The 17,514-nt window shown below is 57.0% G+C and carries 17 protein-coding genes; 1 reads left to right on the plus strand and 16 read right to left on the minus strand.

The window, feature by feature from the left end:
• Positions 1 to 46: 46 nt before the first annotated feature.
• The 9 genes from PKO02S_RS14675 to PKO02S_RS14715 all read right to left on the minus strand — a co-directional run bounded on the left by PKO02S_RS14675 (position 47) and on the right by PKO02S_RS14715 (position 8,213).
• Positions 47 to 571: an NYN domain-containing protein gene (locus PKO02S_RS14675; RefSeq protein WP_127584053.1), complete on the minus strand. Its 525-nt coding sequence runs from the start codon at positions 569 to 571 to the stop codon at positions 47 to 49.
• Positions 572 to 590: 19 nt separating this feature from the next.
• Complete coding sequence (gene rlmB, locus PKO02S_RS14680) at positions 591 to 1,337, minus strand: 23S rRNA (guanosine(2251)-2'-O)-methyltransferase RlmB (protein WP_127584055.1); 747 nt, start codon at positions 1,335 to 1,337, stop codon at positions 591 to 593.
• A 16-nt stretch (positions 1,338 to 1,353) separates the two neighbouring features.
• On the minus strand, positions 1,354 to 1,791 hold the full coding sequence (locus PKO02S_RS14685) for a Mini-ribonuclease 3 (protein ID WP_127584057.1): 438 nt from the start codon (positions 1,789 to 1,791) through the stop codon (positions 1,354 to 1,356).
• Positions 1,788 to 3,209: a cysteine--tRNA ligase gene (gene cysS / locus PKO02S_RS14690; RefSeq protein WP_127584059.1), complete on the minus strand. Its 1,422-nt coding sequence runs from the start codon at positions 3,207 to 3,209 to the stop codon at positions 1,788 to 1,790. The genes PKO02S_RS14685 and cysS overlap by 4 nt, the downstream gene beginning before the upstream one ends.
• Complete coding sequence (gene epsC / locus PKO02S_RS14695) at positions 3,202 to 3,918, minus strand: serine O-acetyltransferase EpsC (RefSeq protein WP_127584061.1); 717 nt, start codon at positions 3,916 to 3,918, stop codon at positions 3,202 to 3,204. Before epsC ends, cysS begins: the two co-directional genes overlap by 8 nt.
• A gap of 429 nt (positions 3,919 to 4,347) precedes the next feature.
• A complete protein-coding gene (gene gltX / locus PKO02S_RS14700; protein WP_127584063.1) occupies positions 4,348 to 5,811 on the minus strand; it encodes a glutamate--tRNA ligase in 1,464 nt (487 codons plus the stop codon).
• A 42-nt stretch (positions 5,812 to 5,853) separates the two neighbouring features.
• Positions 5,854 to 6,336, minus strand: a complete 483-nt coding sequence (gene ispF, locus PKO02S_RS14705; RefSeq protein WP_127584065.1) for a 2-C-methyl-D-erythritol 2,4-cyclodiphosphate synthase — start codon at positions 6,334 to 6,336, stop codon at positions 5,854 to 5,856.
• Positions 6,333 to 7,037, minus strand: a complete 705-nt coding sequence (ispD, locus tag PKO02S_RS14710; protein WP_127584067.1) for a 2-C-methyl-D-erythritol 4-phosphate cytidylyltransferase — start codon at positions 7,035 to 7,037, stop codon at positions 6,333 to 6,335. Before ispD ends, ispF begins: the two co-directional genes overlap by 4 nt.
• A gap of 84 nt (positions 7,038 to 7,121) precedes the next feature.
• Positions 7,122 to 8,213 (minus strand): PIN/TRAM domain-containing protein, encoded by a 1,092-nt coding sequence (locus PKO02S_RS14715; protein WP_127584070.1) that lies wholly within the window; start codon positions 8,211 to 8,213, stop codon positions 7,122 to 7,124.
• A 208-nt stretch (positions 8,214 to 8,421) separates the two neighbouring features.
• Here PKO02S_RS14715 and PKO02S_RS14720 point away from each other — a divergent pair, with 208 nt between their 5' ends.
• Entirely contained in the window at positions 8,422 to 8,817 is a 396-nt protein-coding gene (locus tag PKO02S_RS14720) for a nucleoside triphosphate pyrophosphohydrolase family protein (RefSeq protein ID WP_127584072.1), read from the plus strand.
• A 165-nt stretch (positions 8,818 to 8,982) separates the two neighbouring features.
• Here PKO02S_RS14720 and pssA read toward each other — a convergent pair whose 3' ends face one another.
• The 7 genes from pssA to PKO02S_RS14755 all read right to left on the minus strand — a co-directional run bounded on the left by pssA (position 8,983) and on the right by PKO02S_RS14755 (position 17,123).
• Positions 8,983 to 9,747: a CDP-diacylglycerol--serine O-phosphatidyltransferase gene (pssA, locus tag PKO02S_RS14725; protein ID WP_127584074.1), complete on the minus strand. Its 765-nt coding sequence runs from the start codon at positions 9,745 to 9,747 to the stop codon at positions 8,983 to 8,985.
• Between the two features lie 117 nt (positions 9,748 to 9,864).
• Entirely contained in the window at positions 9,865 to 10,941 is a 1,077-nt protein-coding gene (disA, locus tag PKO02S_RS14730; protein WP_127584076.1) for a DNA integrity scanning diadenylate cyclase DisA, read from the minus strand.
• Between the two features lie 26 nt (positions 10,942 to 10,967).
• Entirely contained in the window at positions 10,968 to 12,335 is a 1,368-nt protein-coding gene (gene radA / locus PKO02S_RS14735) for a DNA repair protein RadA (RefSeq protein ID WP_127584078.1), read from the minus strand.
• Between the two features lie 178 nt (positions 12,336 to 12,513).
• Positions 12,514 to 14,961, minus strand: coding sequence for an ATP-dependent protease ATP-binding subunit ClpC (clpC, locus tag PKO02S_RS14740; RefSeq protein ID WP_127584080.1), 2,448 nt, complete (start codon positions 14,959 to 14,961; stop codon positions 12,514 to 12,516).
• 44 nt (positions 14,962 to 15,005) lie between these two features.
• Complete coding sequence (gene mcsB, locus PKO02S_RS14745) at positions 15,006 to 16,064, minus strand: protein-arginine kinase McsB (RefSeq protein ID WP_164821463.1); 1,059 nt, start codon at positions 16,062 to 16,064, stop codon at positions 15,006 to 15,008.
• 17 nt (positions 16,065 to 16,081) lie between these two features.
• Entirely contained in the window at positions 16,082 to 16,612 is a 531-nt protein-coding gene (mcsA, locus tag PKO02S_RS14750) for a protein-arginine kinase activator protein McsA (protein ID WP_127584084.1), read from the minus strand.
• A gap of 49 nt (positions 16,613 to 16,661) precedes the next feature.
• Positions 16,662 to 17,123: a CtsR family transcriptional regulator gene (locus PKO02S_RS14755; RefSeq protein WP_127584086.1), complete on the minus strand. Its 462-nt coding sequence runs from the start codon at positions 17,121 to 17,123 to the stop codon at positions 16,662 to 16,664.
• Positions 17,124 to 17,514: the final 391 nt, after the last annotated feature.

Here is a 17,514-nt window from a genome sequence, read left to right on the forward strand (position 1 = left end):
GCTTGACAAAGAATAGCCTAAGTATACATGAAGGAATCGAAAACCGTCAACGGGGACCGTCGCCGCGGCGCCATCTTTCGAGCAGATTTCTCTGCTCGCCGCTTAGCTTGCTGTCGAAGCTGTTGCGGATGCGACCGGAAGCCTGCTCCTCCATCCGGAGCCGCATCTCCTTCTCCGACTGCCGCACGCCGTGCAGCAGCTCGCGAGCCGGAAGCCGCAGCGCGCCTTGGCCGAACGTAACGCTCTGCTCCACGAAATCCGAGGTGGCGACATATACTTGCGTCCGGCGGCTGCTCAGCTCGCCCACGAATCGCTCGATGACCGTGTCGGCCGTTTCTTTTTCCTTCGTGAAGTGAATTTCAAGCTGGTGCTGCATGTATTTCCCTCCGATGCCGGGCACCTGATACGCATCGAAGACGACGATAACGCGCCGGCCCGAGTAGGATTGGTAATTCGCGAGCATGCCGATCAGTTTGTCCCGCGCCTCCTCGAGTCCGATGTCCTTCAGCTTCTGCAGCTCGGGCCAGGCGCCGATGATGTTGTACCCGTCCACGATCAGAATCTGCTTCATCCCAAGGCGCCCCGCCTTCTCAGGAAACCGGATGCGAGCGCTGGCGCACGACTTCGTACATGAGGACGGAGGCGGCGACAGAGGCGTTCAGCGAGTTGATCTGGCCGTACATCGGCAAGGTGACGAGGAAATCGCATTTCTCCTTGATCAGCCGCCCGATGCCTTTGCCTTCATTGCCGATCACGATCGCGAGCGGCATGCGGAAGTCGGCCTGATATACACTCTGCTGGCCGTCAACATCGGTGCCGGCCACCCAAATGCCGGCTTCCTTCAACTGCTCGATCGTCTGGGCGATGTTCGTGACGCGCGCCACCGGCACGTACTCGATTGCGCCGGCGGAAGTCTTGGATACCGTCGCCGTCAGGCCAACCGAGCGGCGCTTCGGAATGATCACCCCGTGGACACCCGCGCAATCCGCGGTGCGGAGAATGGACCCCAGGTTATGCGGGTCCTCGATCTCGTCCAGGATGAGCAGGAACGGCGGGGTGCCGCTCTCTTGCGCGCGGGCGATCAAGACCTCCAGCTCCATGTATTCGTAAGCGGTCACTTGCGCGACGACGCCTTGGTGCGGGATATTCTGCGCCAGCTGGTCCAGCTTGCGCTTGTCGGCAACCTGCACCACGACGCCTTGTTTCTTGGCTTCCGCAAGAATCGGCGAGAGCTGCTGCTTCTGCGCTTGCTCGGCCACGTACAGCTTGTGAATCGTCCGTCCCGAACGCAACGCCTCCTGCACGGAGTGCCGGCCGGCAATATATTCTTCTTCCATCGTTTATACGCTCCTTCTATTTCGATTCCGAGATGGTGTCGAGCGCCAGATCCATCAGTTGCCGCAGCCTTGCATGCTCCTCTTTGTAATAGAGGAAGCCTATGAGGCATTCGAACGCCGTGCTGTGGCGGTACTCGAGCACATCCGCGTTTCTCGGCACGGAGCCGGACTTGGCGTTGCGCCCCCGCTTGACGACATCCGTCTCTTCCTCGGTCAGCAGCGGCATCCAAGCTTCGAGCGCCCTGGCCTGCGCCTTGTTCGACACGTATTTGACCGACTCCCGGTGCAGGTGATGCGGCCGGTGATTCGGCTGGGAGATAACATACTGTCTCACATAAGATTCATAGACAGCGTCCCCCATATAAGCCAGCACAAGCGGGCTGAGCTGCTGCACCGGCTTGGACGGGGGAAAAGCAAATAAGGTATTCTTCACTAGCGATCGATCCCCGTTCATTTGCGCCGCCAGCGGATCCCCTGCGGCGTATCCTCCAGGAAGATACCCTGGGCGGTCAGCAGGTCCCGGATCTCGTCGGCCCGCGCCCAGTTTTTACTCTTGCGCGCTTCAGTCCGTTCCACGATCAGGCGCTCAATGTCGGCATCCAGCAGCCCGTCTTCCGATTCCGCCGTTAGTACGCCCAGGATTCCATCCAGCTCGGAGAACGCGGCCAGCAGCAGTTGCACGGTCGCAGCCGTGGACTCTTGGCGGGCCAAGTATTGGTTGGCGGTACTGGTCAGCTCGAACATGGCGGTGATCGCATCCGGCGTATTGAAGTCGTCGTTCATTTTATCCTGGAAAAATTGACGAATCGACGCCACCGTACCCGCTACGGCGTTGTCCGGATCTTCGCCAACGGCTCCCTCTCCCACTTCAAGGCCGCCCAATCGATGCTTCAAGTTCGCCACGCAGTTATTAAGGCGATCCAGGCTGTTCGCCGCCTGCTCGATCCCTTCATCCGTGAAGTTGAGCGGATTGCGATAGTGCGTCGACAGCATGAAGAAACGAACCGTTTGCGGCTTGATCTGCTTGACCAGCTCCTTCACATTGATGCCGTTGCCAAGCGACTTCGACATCTTCTGATCGTTGATGTGAATGTAGCCGTTGTGCATCCAATACTTGGCCAGCGGCTTGCCGGTCGCGCATTCGGACTGCGCCACCTCGCATTCGTGATGCGGGAACTGAAGGTCCTGGCCGCCGCCGTGAATGTCCAGCGTCTCGCCCAGATACTTGCGCGCCATCGCCGAGCATTCGATATGCCAGCCCGGACGGCCTTCGCCCCAAGGGCTCGACCAGTGAATCTCGCCCGGCTTCGCCGCCTTCCAGAGCACGAAGTCTTGCGGATTCTCCTTGCGCTCGTCGACCTCGACGCGGATGCCGAATTGCAGCTCCTCCAGATTCTGATGCGACAGCTTGCCGTATTCCGCAAACTTGGACGTCCGGAAGTAAACGTCGCCGCCGCTCTCGTACGCATAGCCGCCGCCGACCAGCTCCTCGATAAGCGCGATAATCTCAGGGATGTTCTCCGTTACCCGCGGATGGGTCGTAGCACGTTTGATACCAAGCGACTCGATATCCTCGTAGTAGGCGGCGATGAACTTCTCCGCAATCTCCGGCACCGTCAGCCCCGTCTGCTCCGACTTGCGGATCAGCTTGTCGTCGACGTCCGTGAAATTGACGACATAGTTCACTTCGTACCCGGACCAGCCCAGGTAGCGGCGAACGACGTCGAAGAAAATGACCGGGCGGGCGTTGCCGATATGAATATAGTCGTATACCGTCGGCCCGCACACATACATGTTCACCTTGCCGGGCTGAATCGGCTCGAACGTCTCCTTGGTTCTCGTAAGCGTATTGTACAGCTTCAAACTACTCATTCCTTCTGCCCCCATCCACCAACTGGCGCTCCCCGCGCCGTTCTTGCAGTTGCGCCTGTTGTTGTTGCTCGCGCAGCTGATCTTGCAGCCCTTCCACCTGTGCGGTCAGCTCGGCGATCTGCTTCTCCATCTGCTGGAAGACGTCGATCAGCGGATCCGGCAGCTTGTCGTGGTCGAGCCGATTCACGCTGATGCCGTCCCGTTTCACGACACGCGCCTTGAAGCCGACCACCGTGCTGTTGGGCGGGACTTCCTGCAGCACGATCGCGTTGGCCCCTATTTTCGAATTATCGCCCACCGTGAACGAACCTAATACTTTGGCCCCCGAAGAAATGACCACATTGCTGCCGATCGTCGGATGGCGTTTGCCTTTCTCCTTGCCGGTGCCGCCAAGCGTAACGCCCTGATACAGCACGACATCGTCGCCGATCTCGCAGGTCTCCCCGATAACGACGCCCATCCCGTGGTCGATAAACAGACGGTTGCCGATCCTCGCTCCGGGATGGATCTCAATGCCGGTGAAGAACCGGCTGATCTGCGAGATCATGCGGGCCACCGTGAACCAGCGCCGCCGGTAGAAACGGTGCGAGATTCGGTGCGCCCATATGGCGTGCAGCCCGGAATACGTAAAGATAACCTCGAATAAGCTTCTGGCGGCGGGGTCGTTGTCAAAGACGGCCCCGATATCCGATTTCATCCGTTGCAGCATGCTGCTCCCCCTCTTGAACCCCTGTTTCTATACAACAAAAACGCCCCTGCAGCCTAAGCTGCAGAGACGTCTGATCGCGGTCCCACTCTGCTTGAAAGTCCGATCGGCTCCCGCCGGCACAGTCTCCACGGACTGTCCTGCAACTGCTGTGAGCGAATCGGGGTCTTTCCCCTCTCGGCTGGTAACGGGGACAACCCGGCAGCGCCTAAGTCCTTCCAGATGAAAGGGGGTCAGCGTTGCAGCTCCCAGGCGCATTTCCGAGGCAGCGGGAATGGACAACTCACAGCCACCCTCCTGTAAGGAATGAGCGGTTATCCTCTCTGCGAATCCCGACGGCTACGTACTCTCCTGATCCGTGCTATTGGCGCTCGTACGCCGTCCGACGACGACATACTTAAATTACTGTATAGTATACCGCATCGCCATCGACTATGACAACAAGCGGTTGAGACGGTCGACTATTTTTGTTTTGCCGAGCAGATGGATCGTCTGATTCAAGTCCCGCCCGTGCGTCTGACCGGTCAGCGCGACGCGGATCGGCATGAACAGCGCCTTGCCTTTGGCTCCCGTGTCCTTCTGCACCTGCTTCAGCGACTGCTGAATCGTCTCGACGCTTAGCTCCGCATCGCTCAGAGGCCCTACCAGCTTCAAGAAAGCGCTAAGCACCGTCGGTACGGTCTCTTCGCGCAGCACCGCTTCGGCTTCTTCGTCAAAGACGACCGTCTCGGTGAAGAACATCTCGGACAGCTCGACGATCTCGGATGCGCAGTTCATCTGCTCCTGGTACAGTCCGACGAGCGAAGTCACCCACCCCTGAGCGGCTGCATCGAGCTCCGCAGGCACTCTCCCTGCCCGCTGCAGATGAGGAACCGCCAAAGCCGTTATCCGACCTAGATCGGCTTTCTTTACGTAGTGGTTGTTCATCCACTTGAGCTTGTCGGTGTCGAAGACCGCCGGGCTCTTGGAGACGCGGGACAGATCGAATTGCTCGATGATCGCTTCCTTCGTGAAAATCTCCTCTTCGCCGCCCGGCGACCAACCCAGCAGCGCGATGAAGTTCAGCACCGCCTCCGGCAAATATCCGAGCTCCTCGTACTGCTGGATGAACTGAATGATCGACTCGTCGCGTTTGCTCATCTTCTTCCGATCCTGATTGAGGATGATCGACAGATGCGCGAACTCCGGCGGCGTCAGCCCCAGCGCTTGATAAAGCAATATTTGGCGCGGTGTGTTGGACAGGTGCTCTTCGCCTCGAATAACCAACGAGATATCCATTAAATGATCGTCCAAGATGACCGCAAAGTTATAAGTCGGCACTCCGTCCGGTCTCGCGATAATAAAATCGCCGATTCCATCCGATTCGAACTCGACTTCCTCGCGAACGCGATCCGTGAACCGGATCATCGCACCGGCCGGCACCTTGAATCGAGTGGACGGTTTGCGGCCTTCCGCCTCGAACTTCGCCCGCTCCTCCGCCGTCAGATGGCGGCATCGCCCCGAATAGCGCGGCATCTCGCCGGCCGCTTCCTGCTTGGCCCGCTCCTGCTCCAGATCGTCCTCCGAGCAGTAGCACGGATAAGCATTGCCGTCGGCCAGCAATCGATCTACGAATGGCTGGTACAACCCAAGCCGCTCCATCTGGCGATAAGGCGCATAAGGACCGCCGATGTCGACGCTTTCGTCCCAATCCACACCCAGCCACTTCAATCCGTCCAGTTGATTGTCGATCGCTTTCTCCACATGGCGGGATTGGTCCGTGTCCTCGAAGCGGATAATAAACTGGCCCCCGCTCTTGCGGGCCATAAGATAATTGAAAAGTGCGGTTCTGGCTCCGCCTATGTGCAGATGTCCCGTCGGACTGGGCGCATAGCGGACGCGTACGGCTCTGGTCATGCTCTTACCCCTCTCACGCTTCCAAGAAAATATTAGTTGCTATCATAGCACATCGCGAACCAAACAGACAACCGACTGCGCGGCAATTCCTTCTCCGCGTCCGGTGAACCCGAGCTGCTCCGTCGTCGTCGCCTTCACGTTCACCTGCTCCACCTCGGCGCCTAGCGCCTTGGCGATAATCGCCGCCATCTGCGGAATGTACGGCGCCATCTTCGGTCGCTGCGCGATAATCGTCGAATCGATGTTGCCAAGCTTGTAGCCCCGCTCCCGCACCAGCTCCCACACCCGCTCCAGCAGCTTCAGGCTGTCGGCATCCTTGAACGCCGCATCCGTATCGGGAAAATGTTTGCCGATATCGCCTAACCCCAGCGCACCCAGAATGGCGTCGCTGATCGCATGCAGCAGCACGTCCGCGTCGGAATGCCCGAGCAGCCCTTTTTCATATGGAATGTCCACTCCGCCGATGATGCACTTGCGGCCCTCGACGAGCTGATGCACGTCAAACCCTTGTCCCACTCGAATCATGCCAATCCCTCTCCCCCATAACGAGCTGCTATCGTCTCCGCCCAGAGCAAATCCTCCGGCGTCGTGATTTTGATATTCGTATAAGCGCCCTCGGCAATCCGCACCTCGACTCCGAGACGCTCCACGAGCATGGCGTCGTCCGTCCCGACGAAGCCGTCCCGCACCGCCTGCTCATGCGCCTCCCGCAGCAAATCAAGACGAAAAGCTTGCGGGGTCTGAATCGCCCACAAGCTTCGACGGTCCGGCGTCGATCGGATCACTCCGTTCGCGTCCGCTACCTTGATCGTATCTTTCACCGGTACAGCCAGGACGGCCGCCCCGCTAAGTTTCGCTTCTTCCAGACAAGCCCTCACACGGGCTTCGCCGATGAAAGGCCTCACGCCGTCGTGCACCGCCACCCACTCAACCAAAGCCGGCAGCGCCTGCAGCCCCCGGTAAACGGAAGCTTGACGCTCCGAGCCGCCGCTCGTCACCGCATGCACCTTGGTCAAGCCGTACTGCTCCGCATAAGCTTCGCACCGCGCCACATCGTCCGCTCCAACGACCAGAACCACTGAGCCCACAACGTCCATCGCCTGAAACCGCTCGAGCGTGTGGATCAGAATCGGCTTGCCTGCCAGCTGCAAATATTGTTTGCTTTCCGATGTACCCATGCGGGTCCCCGTACCGGCCGCGACGACGATTGCGCCGACATTGCTCATTGGAAGTCCACTCCTGCCGATAAAACGTTTCCGCCCCCTCCGACCAACACAGCCCGTACGGAAGCTTATCTTATCATAAACGTTTTACTGCGCTTTTTCCAATAGTTTCGGCTTTGCAAAAATCATCCGGCCCGCCGACGTCTGCAGCACGCTGGTCACGAGCACCTCGAGCGTAGCGCCAATATATTCGCGACCGCCTTCCACGACGATCATCGTTCCGTCATCCAGATAGGCTACCCCTTGGCCATGCTCCTTGCCGTCCTTGATCACTTGCACGAGAATTTCTTCGCCCGGCAGAACGACCGGCTTGACCGCATTCGCGAGATCATTGATGTTCAACACCGACACGCCTTGCAGCTCGCACACTTTATTCAAGTTGAAATCGTTCGTGATCACTTTGCCCTGCAGCACTTTCGCCAGTCGCACCAGCTTGCTGTCCACCTCGGAAATTTCCTCGAAATCGCCTTCATAGATCAGCACCTTCACGTCGAGCTCCTTCTGAATCTTGTTCAGGATGTCGAGCCCCCGGCGCCCCCGGTTCCGCTTGAGCAAGTCCGACGAATCGGCGATATGCTGCAGCTCCTCGAGCACGAATTCCGGAATGACGAGAATGCCTTCGATGAAACCGGTCTTGCAAATGTCTGCGATCCGGCCGTCGATGATGACGCTCGTGTCGAGAATTTTGTGGATATCCGCGGAAGCGCCCGACCGTTTGCCTTTCTCCGACTTTCCGGCACTGGCGAATAGATCGAGCAAATCATCCTTGCGTGCAAACCCGAGCCGATATCCGGCAAAGCCGAGTGCAATCGTCAAGCCGAACGCCAACAAGCTGCCTAGCGCCCCCGCCTTCGTCAACACCGGGAACAGCAGCGCCGAGATGACCAGACCCGTGATCAGTCCAATCGTGCCCATGAACAGTTGATCGGAAGGAACGCTTGAGACTCGCTCCCCCCAGCCTTGCATCCGAGTCGAGCTCAGGCGAATAAACCGACCGGTCGCCCAATAGAACAAAACCGCCGTCAGCACCGTGCACCAAATCGCTTGTCCCGCAATGCCATCGACCTCGCCGAATCGGTTTGCCATGAATAAGAACAATTGCCCAATCCCTTCATTCCATTGGTACCCCATCCATCCGCCGAAAATCGCCATAAACCCTTTTGCGTAACGTGCTATCATACCTGCCATCACCTCCATAACGGACAGTCCCCTTCCCCCATCTTGTTGAAAATGGCTCTGCATCAGCGGTCGGGCTTGTCTCTTCTTGTTACAATTATGGTCCAAATTTCTGGCTACTAATCTTCCCCTACTAACTTTTTTGGAAATTGAATAATGATCCCAATTCTCTTATAATAAAACAAATGAGTTCAAACACGAGGTGAATGGAATGAGCGACTTAACCTTGAAAGCGTTTCAAGAGCAAGTGTCCGACCTGCTGCTCCGTCACCGAAGCCTGCTGGATGTGCTGTCCAAGACGCAGCAATCGAGCGCTTCTATCAATCGCAGTGTCATCAAGGCCATCACCGAATGCGGTTGCATCAACCTGCAAGCGCAGAAGCAGCCTTACCCCTCCGAATGGACGCTGGAAGAAGCCAAGTCGATGGCCCAGTCGCATGTGAACGGCCAACTCTGCGAGAATTGCGTCGATGCAATCTCCGTGCAGCTCGGGAAAGATTTGTTCTACTTGGCCGCCCTCTGCAACCTGCTTGGACTTGGTATGGACGACATCCTCGAGAAAGAATCGCAAAAATGCAGCACGCTCGGTATTTTCAATTTGTCGTAGCCCACCGACGGCCGCACCGCTTCGCCTTTCAATAGCATCATGCTCCCATGGCCGTCCGTTGTCGGACGGTTTTTAGTTTGGGCCGGAAGCAGAAAAAGCACTTATTCTCCAAAGGAAAATAAATGCTTTCTATTCTCGACGGATTGCTATTTAATTTACCCTGCACTAACCATGTTTCTTCGTCGGGTTCGCCGGCTCGTCGAGAATCGGCTTCCGTTTGCGTCGGCGGGAGATGATCCTAACGTTTTTTTTTAGGCCGTTCAACCCGTAAAGCGCATAGAGCACAAGCGGAATAAACAGAAGCTTCGTTAGAATGCCCGTGTACATCACGGCCAGCACCACCGCCGCCACGACGATGATTGGCGTTACCCAGAGAGCGGCCTTAGGGAGGCCAACTTTCTTGAAGTTGGGGTACTTCACCGTACTGATCATCAGGAACGAAAGTACCAAGCTCGAAACGAGCAGGACGCCCGTCGGGATCTCGTTATGGAACAAGGCTAACGTGCTGAGCACGCTACCTGCCGCAGGAATCGGGAGTCCGATAAAGTAGCCTGGCACCGTATTGGTTATGACATTGAATCGGGCCAATCGAAGCGCGCCGCAGATCGGGAAAACCGCGGTCACGATCCAAGCGAGCGCAGCCATATTCAGCTCTTGGAATGCAACGACATACATAATGAACGCCGGAGCGACACCGAAGGAAATGACGTCCGACAACGAATCCAGCTCCTTGCCGAACTCGCTCTGGGCATTGAGCGCGCGGGCTACGCGGCCGTCCAGCCCATCGAGCAGCATCGCTACGATGACCATAATAGCGGCAAGCTCTGCGTTCGTATTATCCGGACCCGAATTAAAAGCCAGAATAATCGCCACGATCCCCAAGAACAAGTTACCGACGGTAAACATGCTGGGAATGGAATTTTTGATCATGAGGTCCACCTCTAACTGTACTATGCCCCAAAACGAATGAATCCATCAAGCACATCGACTGCTGGCATGCGCGTCAAATCCTGGCTCATTCGAATCTATCTTATGATTGTATGCGTTTTAAATATGCCTGTCAATGAACAATTGCTCTTGGATCCGTTTCATCCCTTCCTTAATTGCCCGAGCCCGGACTTCTCCGATCCCGTCGACCTCGTCCAATTCCTCGATCGTCGCCATCAGCATATGCGGCAGATGGGCGAACCGCTCGACCAGATTGTGAATGATCGTCGCCGGCAGTCGCGGCAGCTTGCTCAGCATGCGATAGCCGCGCGGGGAGACCGGCTCCTCGAGCATGGAATTGGAGTACGGATAGCCAAGCAGCTTGATCAAGTGCTGATGGTCGAGCAGCTCGTCGGCGTTCATCTTGCGCAGCCCGGCCAAGGCGTCCTTCACCTTCTCATCGTTCGGCTCCTTGCAATAGTCCTTCACCAACAGCAGCGCTTCATACTCCGTATTCGCCACCAGCTCCTCCAGCTGCATGCGAATGAGCCGACCCTCTACGCCCAGCTCTGTAATGTACCGCCGGATCTCCAGCTTGACGCGCAGTACCATCTCCATTCGCTGGATCGCCCCCGCCACCTCTTGCAGCGTGACGAGCTCTTCGAATTCGGAAGCGCCCAGATTCGTGAGGGACTGGTCCATAACCGACTTGTACTTCTCCAACGTCTGCATCGCTTGGTTCGCCTTCGCGAGAATGACGCCGATGTCTTTCAGCGCATAACGCAGATTGCCCTGGTAGACGGTGATGACGTTCCGCCGCTGCGAGATGGATACGACCAGCTTGCCGGTCTGCTTGGCCACTCGCTCCGCGGTACGGTGCCGGATGCCCGTCTCGATCGAGCTGATGGACGAATCCGGGATGAGCTGCGTGTTCGCATAGAGGATGCGCTTCATGTCCTCGCTCAGAATAATGGCGCCGTCCATCTTGGCTAGCTCGTACAGATAGTTCGGCGAGAAATCGCAATTGATCGAGAACCCGCCGTCGACGAGCTCCATTACTTCCGGGCTGTACCCTACGACGAGCAGTGCGCCCGTCTTCGCCCGCAGCACATTCTCGAGCCCTTCGCGGAATTGTGTTCCGGGGGCGACGAGCGTCAAGATTTGATTCATTTTATCTTTTGAAGCTTCTTCTTTCACTGCTTACCCTCACTTCCGGAAGTTCATTATTCGAGCGCCGCCTTGAGCGCCTGGGCCACCGTATCCACGCCGATAATCTCGATGCCGTCCGGCGGCGTCCAGCCTTTCATGCTCTTGGCCGGCACGATGGCGCGTCTGAAGCCGAGCTTGTGCGCTTCCCGCACGCGGGCGTCGATGCGGGAGACGCTCCGCACTTCGCCCGTCAAGCCTACTTCGCCGATGACAATATCGTAAGGATGCACCGGCCGGTCCTTGAAGCTGGAGGCGATCGCGACCGCAGCTGCAAGATCGACGGCCGGTTCATCCAGCTTGACGCCGCCCGCTACGTTCAAGTAGGCGTCCTGATTCTGGAGGAATAGGCCGATCCGCTTCTCCAATACGGCTATGATCAGCGTCAGCCGGTTATGGTCGATGCCCGTGGCCGACCGCCGCGGGCTGGGAAAATTGGTCGAGGCGATCAGCGCCTGCAATTCGACAAGCACCGGACGCGTGCCTTCCATGCTCGCCGTTACCGTAGAGCCGGATACATTCATGGGCCTCTCGGAGATGAACAATTCCGAAGGATTCGTCACTTCGCGCAAGCCTAGCTCATTCATCTCGAAGATGCCAATCTCGTTCGTCGAGCCGAACCGGTTCTTCACCGCCCGCAGCAGCCGGTACGTGTGGTGCCGCTCGCCTTCGAAGTACAGCACGCAATCGACCATATGCTCGAGCAGCCGCGGACCGGCGATCGCGCCTTCCTTCGTTACATGTCCGACGAGCACTGTCGCAATGCCTCTGCCTTTAGCTATTCTCATAAAATGGCTCGTGCATTCTCTTACTTGAGCCACGCTACCCGGGGCGGAAGTGACGGCCGGGTGATACACCGTCTGGATGGAATCGATGATAAGCAAATCCGGCTCTACTTGTTGGATCGCTTCCTCTATCAAGTCCAAATTCGTCTCGCACAGCACGAGCAGGAATTCCGAGAGCGCGTTCAAGCGATCCGCCCGCAGCTTGATCTGACGCGCTGATTCTTCTCCCGATATATACAGCACCTTCAACTGCTTGGTCGTAAGACCGAACGAGGTTTGCAGCAGAAGCGTCGATTTGCCGATGCCCGGGTCGCCGCCGACGAGGATGAGCGAGCCCGGCACGATGCCACCCCCAAGCACGCGATTCAATTCTGCCATAGGGGTGAGGATGCGATTTTCATGACTGCTTTCTATATGTATGATCGAAGTGGCGATTTCTTTCGCATGAGTTCCCGTGCTAGTCAATCCTCTTGGCCTTGCCGGAGCCTCCAGCTCCTCCACGAAGCTGTTCCAGGCTTGGCAGCCCGGGCATTTGCCCAGCCACTTGGGGGATTCGTAGCCGCATTCCTGACAGCAAAACTTGGTCTTCGTCTTAGCCATTCCTGCTCCTTCACATTCGCTTAGTAATCAAAGTTTACCATGCCCGCGCCATGGAAGAAAACCCCGCAGGGGAAATTTGGTTCCAGCATTTTACTGGATTCGGGAAGTGTTCTTACAATAAAAATCCCGACAGCTCATGGGACATGAACCGCCGGGACGGGATAAGGGGAACGTTCAATTACGTGTTCGAGTTGGCCGGCACTTGATTCTTCAGCACGACTAGCTCGCCGTTCTGCTCGTCGATCGTGAGCGAATCGCCCTTCGCGATGGTACCTTGCAGCAGCTCCTCGGACAAGCGGTCTTCGATATGCTTCTGGATCGCCCGACGAAGCGGTCTAGCTCCATAGGTCGGATCGAATCCTTCCTTGGCCAAGAACTTCTTAGCGGAATCCGTCAGCGAGAAGTCAACCTCTTGCTCGCGCAGACGCTTGCTCAACTCGTCGGACATCAGCGTCACGATGCGGGCGATATGTCCTTCGTCCAGCGAGTGGAACACGATAATCTCGTCGATCCGGTTCAGGAACTCCGGACGGAAGCTCTTCTTCAGCTCGTTCATCACTTTGTCCTTCATCACGTTGTAATCTTTGCCCGCGTCTTGGACGGCCGTGAAGCCGAGCGTGGAATTTTTCTTGATCGTCTCGGCGCCTACGTTCGACGTCATGATGATCAGCGTGTTGCGGAAGTCGACGGTGCGGCCTTTGGAATCCGTCAGGCGCCCGTCCTCCAGCACCTGCAGCAGGATGTTGAACACTTCCGGATGCGCCTTCTCGATTTCGTCCAGAAGAACGACGGAGTACGGCTTGCGGCGTACTTTCTCGGTCAGCTGGCCGCCTTCCTCATAGCCGACATATCCCGGAGGCGCCCCGACGAGGCGGGACGTGGAGTGCTTCTCCATGTACTCCGACATGTCGATCCGGATCACGGCGTTCTCGTCGCCGAACATCGACTCGGCCAGCGCGCGGGCCAACTCCGTCTTCCCGACCCCGGTCGGACCGAGGAAGACGAAGGAGCCCATCGGCCGCTTCGGATCCTTGAGCCCGGCTCTCGCCCGGCGGATGGCGCGGCTCACGGCCTTGACGGCTTCGTCTTGCCCGATGACGCGCTCGTGGAGGATCGACTCCATCTTCAGCAGGCGCTGCGTCTCTTCCTCGGCCATCTTCGTGACCGGCACACCCGTCCAGCTTGCCACCACTTGGGCAATGTCCTCCGGCGTGACTTCAGAGTCGGTGCGGCCCTGCTTCTCTTTCCATTCGTTCTTCGTGATCTCCAGCTCATCGCGCATTTTCTGCTCGGTGTCGCGAAGTGCGGCGGCCTTCTCGAACTCTTGGCTCTGGACGGCCGCGTCCTTCTCCTTGCGCACGTTCTCGAGCTGTGTCTCGAGCTGCTTGAGGTTCGGCGGAATCGTATAAGAGCGCAATCTGACCTTGGAGCTCGCCTCGTCGATCAAGTCGATCGCTTTGTCCGGCAGGAACCGGTCCGTGATGTAGCGGTCGGACAGCTTCACCGCTTGCACAATCGCCTCGTCAGTGATCTTAACGCGGTGATGCGCTTCATACCGATCGCGCAGGCCGTGCAGGATCTGGATCGCTTCCTCCGGCGACGGCTGGTCGACTGTAATCGGCTGGAAGCGGCGTTCGAGCGCAGCGTCCTTCTCAATATACTTGCGGTACTCATCCAGCGTAGTGGCGCCGATGCATTGCAGCTCGCCGCGAGCCAGCGCCGGCTTCAGGATGTTCGAAGCGTCGATCGCGCCTTCCGCTCCGCCCGCCCCGATCAGCGTATGCAGCTCGTCGATGAAGAGCACGATGTTGCCCGCCGCGCGGATCTCATCCATGATCTTCTTCAAGCGGTCTTCGAATTCGCCGCGGTACTTGGTGCCCGCCACGACGGAGCCCATGTCGAGCGTCATGACGCGCTTATCGCGCAGCGTTTCCGGAATCTCGTTATTGATGATCCGCTGTGCAAGCCCTTCGGCGATGGCCGTTTTACCGACCCCCGGCTCCCCGATAAGCACCGGATTGTTCTTTGTCCGGCGGCTCAGCACTTGGATAACGCGCTCGATTTCTTTGGCGCGGCCGATGACCGGATCGAGGTTGCCTTCCTTGGCGTAAGCGGTCAGATCGCGCGCCAGCCCATCCAGGGTCGGCGTGTTCACATTGGCCGGCGTGCCCTGGTTGGACGACACGGCTTCGCTGCTGCCGAGCAATTGAAGCACTTGCTGGCGCGCCTTGTTCAAGCTGACGTTCAAGTTATTCAGGACGCGAGCGGCCACGCCTTCGCCTTCGCGAATGAGGCCGAGCAGAATATGCTCCGTTCCCACATAGGTGTGTCCCAGCTTGCGCGCTTCGTCCATGGACAGCTCGATTACTTTTTTGGCCCGCGGGGTGTAGGCGATGTTGCTTGGCTGCTCTTGTCCGCGTCCGATGAGCGATTCGACTTCGTCTTGAATTTTCTCCAGGCTTAAGCCAAGGGCGATAAGTGCTTTGGCGGCTATACCGTCGCTCTCGCGAATGAGGCCGAGTAAAATATGTTCGGTGCCGATATTGTTGTGACCCAGCCGGACGGCTTCCTCTTGAGCCAGCGCCAATACTTTCTGTGCTCGTTCTGTAAATCTGCCAAACATCATAACAAACACCTCCATTTATAATGTAACACCGGATTTAAGATAGTTTAGGGAGATAGCTTCTCTCGAATGAGCTCCGCTCTGCGAATGTCGCGGTCTTCCGCCGACAGCTTCGTGCCCGATAGGTGCTGCAGGAAGCCGGGCTGCGTCATAACCGTCAACTCATTCATAACGTGAGGCGTCAAATTTTTGATAATCCCCAAGTCGATCCCCAGCCGTACATCGGAGAGCCGCTGTGCCGCTTCCTTGGAATCCATGATCGAGGCGTAGGACAGGATGCCATAAGAACGGTTGACCCGATCTACCAGGCGCAATCGCGATTCGCCGCTCAGCTTCTCCCTTGCGGCCCGTTCATGCTCGATAATCTGTCGCACCACACTGTACAAGTTATCGATGATCTCTTGCTCGGATTGCCCCAACGTGATCTGGTTGGAGATCTGGAACATGTTGCCGGTCGCTTCGCTGCCTTCGCCATACAAGCCCCGAACCGCCAAACCAACTTGATTGATGGCTTGCAGAATTCGGTTCATTTGCTGGGTCAGCACAAGGGCGGGCAGATGCATCATCACGGAAGCGCGAATCCCCGTCCCCACATTCGTAGGGCAACTCGTCAGGTACCCCCGGTTTTCGTCAAACGCGTAATCCAGCTGCGATTCGAACACATCGTCGATCTGGTTGGCCAAGTCCCAAGCCTCGCGAATTTGGAACCCCGGGCATAGACATTGTATGCGCAAGTGATCCTCTTCGCCCACCATGATGCTGACCGACTCGTTCTGGCTGAGAATAACCGCACCGACTCTCGCTTCATTGGCCAGGTTCGGGCTGATGAGATGCTTCTCCACCAGCACGCGCTTCTCTAGCTCCGTCAATTGCTCCAGCGGGATGAACTGAAACCGGCTGATCGTGTTCAGTTCTTCGTTGTCCATTACTTTCTGCACTTGCTCCAGCACTTCGCTCGATTGCGAATTCGTGGCCAGCATCGGGAACGGATACTCTCTCAAGTTGCGAGCGATTCGGATTCGGCTGCTGATGACCACATCCTGCTCCGGCCCGTTGCCATGCATCCATTCGCTAAGCGCTTGTTCCATATACTTTCGGGAAGACATCAACGATCACCTCCTTTTCAACCGCTGGTTTGATTTAAATTATTTTCAAGCTCGCGAATCTGGTCGCGGAGCGTGGCGGCATGCTCGAATTCCTGGCGTAGGATTCTTCCTTGGAGCTCCTGCTTCAGCTTCTCGATCTCGCGCCGCTGTTGGATGATGCCTCCGGAACGCTTCGGCACCTTGCCTACATGGACGACGTTGCCGTGCACCCGTTTGAAAAGCGGATCGAGCTTATGCGAGAAATGTTTATAGCACGAGCTGCACCCGAAGCGTCCCAGCTTGCTGAACTGGCTGTATGTCAATCCGCAAGTGTCGCATCGAGCGGCGGTCGCCGGTTTGGAGCTGCCAAAAGCCGTTTGGCTGGAAGGGTCGAAGTCGAGCAGGCCGGACAGCAAATTGTGGATGGAAAAGCCGTTCGGCGTCCCGGGGATCATCTCTCCCTTTTCTCGGGCGCATGTTTCGCAAATATGAAATTCCGTTTTCTCGCCGTTCACGATTTTCGTAAAATGCAAGGTGGCCGGCTTCTTGTTGCACTCCTGACACTGCATCGTTCTCACTCCTTGTACACTTCTACTGCTGTTGCTAAAATGCTACTTATTATTTGCTTAGTAGCGCGGTTAACATCGCCTTGAGCAGTCGCGCTCTTATCTCGTCCCGCATCGGCAGCTTGAACGCCAGTACGTCGCGAGAGATCGCCGCTTTCAGCAGGCTCGCTTCCCGACATGTGACCAAGCCTCCGTCCTCGAGCTGATAAATCAGCCCTTCGGCGCCGGACTGGTCGATATGCATCCCGATCGTGCGGAGAATGTGGATGTGGATGCCTTCCTTATGCGGAAGATTCACCTTCTGGATTCGGATGTAACCCCCGCCTCCGCGTTTGCTCTCCACCAAATACCCTTTCTCCACCGTAAACCGGGTGCTTATAACGTAATTAATCTGTGAGGGCACGCATTGAAACCGGTCGGCCAGCTCGCTCCGCTGAATCTCGATCACATGATCGGGACTTTGCTGGAGGATTTGCTTCAAATGCTGCTCGATGATGTCCGAGATATTCCGCATCGAATGGACCTGCCCTCCTTTCATTGACTTTGACTATCTTTGACTATATAACCATTATAATTTATTTTTTCGAATTTGCAAGGGGGAGGGCTCGTCTCATTTCCATAAACGGCTATTACTTATTGTAGCAATTTCTCCAGTGCTTTATACGCTGGTTGGAGGGCAATCGGACGGCAGCGGCAGCGGAACTTGGGGCGGAACGGGCAGGTGACTAGGGCCGGGTGGTGAGCGGGAGTGACGGGGCGAGGAAAGCGTTATGCCATCGTCATATTGGGCTGCGATACCTCCGTTTCTCGCAAATAACGCTGTGCCATCACCTTCATTTTTCTGCGAGTTCGTTAGAAATACCAAAAACCCGTACATTGCTGTACGGGTTTCTCGTCTGCATACT

The sequence above is a fragment of the Paenibacillus koleovorans NBRC 103111 genome, from assembly GCF_004000845.1.
Lineage (GTDB): Bacteria > Bacillota > Bacilli > Paenibacillales > NBRC-103111 > Paenibacillus_AA > Paenibacillus_AA koleovorans.